The 2281-nt window shown below is 73.9% G+C and carries 2 protein-coding genes; both read right to left on the bottom strand.

The window, feature by feature from the left end; genetic code table 11:
- Nucleotides 1-249 precede the first annotated feature (249 nt).
- Nucleotides 250-1935, bottom strand: coding sequence for a hypothetical protein (locus tag EEJ42_RS02890; RefSeq protein WP_246095989.1), 1686 nt, complete (start codon nt 1933-1935; stop codon nt 250-252).
- A 31-nt stretch (nt 1936-1966) separates the two neighbouring features.
- Nucleotides 1967-2281: L-serine ammonia-lyase, iron-sulfur-dependent, subunit alpha (locus tag EEJ42_RS02885; protein ID WP_184502907.1), on the bottom strand; the 315-nt coding region annotated here is incomplete at its 5' end.

Genomic DNA, 2281 nt, shown 5'->3' with positions numbered 1-2281 from the left:
CGGGGCCATCGGCGGGAGGGGGCGGGGTTGCGCCCACCCCCGCCCAGCACCACGCCACCGGGCGAACCGGGATCGAATTGGGGGCCGGGGCCACCGGCGGGAGGGGGCGGGGTCGTAGGGGTGGGGTCCTGGACGCTGCCGTGTATTTGTGGCGCCAATTCATCGTTCACCACACGGTCTACGGCACCGGCGCCAAAAATATACGGTCCAGGGCCCTGCCCCGGAGGCCCCGCACCCGGCACCCACACCTCACGCCGGCACCACCCGCACCTCGTGCACCCGACCCGCCACATGCACCCGCAAGGCCTCCGGCACCACCCCGCCGCCCGCCTGCCACGCGTACAGCGACGACGCGTACGCCGCAGGATCCGCATCCGCGCCCGCGTCTGCCGACAAACACAGCACGCCATCCCACCCCCGCACCCGCACCACGCAGCGGTCCGGGCCGGTCACGTACGCGGTCAGCGCGCAGTTCGGGTAGCGGCGCAGGACCTCCGCCGTCCCCGCGCCGCCCAGGCGCGGGTCGTCCGGGAGGCCCTCGCGGACGATCACGTCGGCTCGGGTCAGGTCGCCGGGGTCGCGGGTGTCCTCGTGGACGGAGAGGTGGGCGTCGCCGACCGCGTCGTAGGGGTGGCCGGTGGTGCGTTCGATCCGGACGTCGGAGCCGCTCACGCGCGTACGGACGTTCAGGGGTGCCGTGCGCCGCGGCGGGTCGTACCGCGGCAGGGGCAGCGGCTCCAGCAGGGCGGGGGCCGGGGGCTCGGGCAGGTCCATCTGGGCGTAGAAGTGCCGCCGCAGGAGCGCCGCCGACGCGCCCGGGGCCGAGCTGGTGAACTCGGCCGGGCCCGCGGCCGGGCGGTGCCGTGCCAGCAGCCGCTCCACCTGGTCCCGCAGCGGGCCGTGCGGATCGAGCCGGGGCGCGTCGCGGACGAAGGCCGCGAGCGGCGCCTCCGGGTCCAGCCGGTCCTGTGCGGCGGACGCCAGGAGTACAGGGGTGCCCAGGGCGGCCGCGTAGTACGAGACCGCCCCGAAGTCCCCGACGACGGCGTCGGCCGCGAGCAGGGCCTGCCGCCACGCGTGGACGGGGTCGATCAGGGTCAGCCCGCTGCGCAGGGCCCGGTCCAGCCAGACGCGGATCTGGCCCGGTCCGTGGCCGTACCAGATGTTGGGGTGCAGCACGGCCGCCAGCCGGTAGTCGTCGGCGGGCAGTTCGGCGGCGAGGCGGGGCAGCAGCCCGGGCAGGACGTCCTGGTCGCCGCCGTTGCCGAAGAAACCCTCCGGGTTCCAGGTGGAGTTCAGGACGACGAGGCGCTGGCCCCGGCGCACGCCGAGCGCCCGCCGGAACCGCTCCCGGTGCGGTGCGGCGGCCAGCATGCGGTCGAAGCAGGGGTCCCCGGCCAGGACGGACGCGGCCGCGGCCTCGGGGCAGGCCCGCCGCAGCCGCTCCAGCTGCTCGGGGTGGGACAGTACGAGCCCGTCCACGAACGGCTGCCCGTCCACCAGCAGCCATTCCGGCGACAGGCCGAAGGTCGGCTCACGGTTCCGAACCCCCGACACATGGAGCTTCTTCGTGTAGCCGACTCCGTGCGACAGGACGGTCAACTTGCCGTGGAGGTCGCTCAGCCGGCCCCCGAAGCTCGCGGAGACCGCCAGATCCACCGGTGTGGCCAGGGCCTGTTCCCACGGCAGCACCGGCAGCCCGAGGTCCGCGAACAGCTCCCGTATCCCGCCCTGGAAGGCGGACGACTCGGTCGAGGTGACCAGGAGCTGCACCCGGAAGTCGTCGTGGAAGAGCGGCAGCACATCCAGCAGCCGCCCGGCGGAGGTGACGTTGTGCACGACGAGGAGGACGCGCCGGTGCGCCGCGCGGCTCGCCCAGCGCTCCGCGTCGTCCCCGACCGGCACCCGTAGCGCCGGAGGATCAGCCGACGTCACCGGTCACGCCACCTCAATCCACCTCAATGCGTCAGCACTCGATGACGTTGACCGCGAGGCCGCCGCGCGCCGTCTCCTTGTACTTGACCTTCATGTCGGCGCCGGTGTCCTTCATGGTCTTGATGACCTTGTCGAGGGAGACATGGTGGCGGCCGTCGCCGCGCAGCGCCATCCGTGCGGCGGTGACGGCCTTGACCGCGGCCATGCCGTTGCGCTCGATGCAGGGAATCTGCACGAGCCCGCCGACGGGGTCGCAGGTGAGGCCGAGGTTGTGTTCCATGCCGATCTCGGCGGCGTTCTCGACCTGCTCGGGGCTGCCGCCCAGCACCTCGGCCAGGCCCCCGGC

Source organism: Streptomyces botrytidirepellens (genome assembly GCF_003721215.1).
Classification (GTDB): Bacteria; Actinomycetota; Actinomycetes; order Streptomycetales; family Streptomycetaceae; genus Streptomyces; species Streptomyces himastatinicus.
The sequence above is the reverse complement of the archived record's forward strand: the minus strand, read 5'-3'. Positions and strand labels throughout refer to the sequence as shown.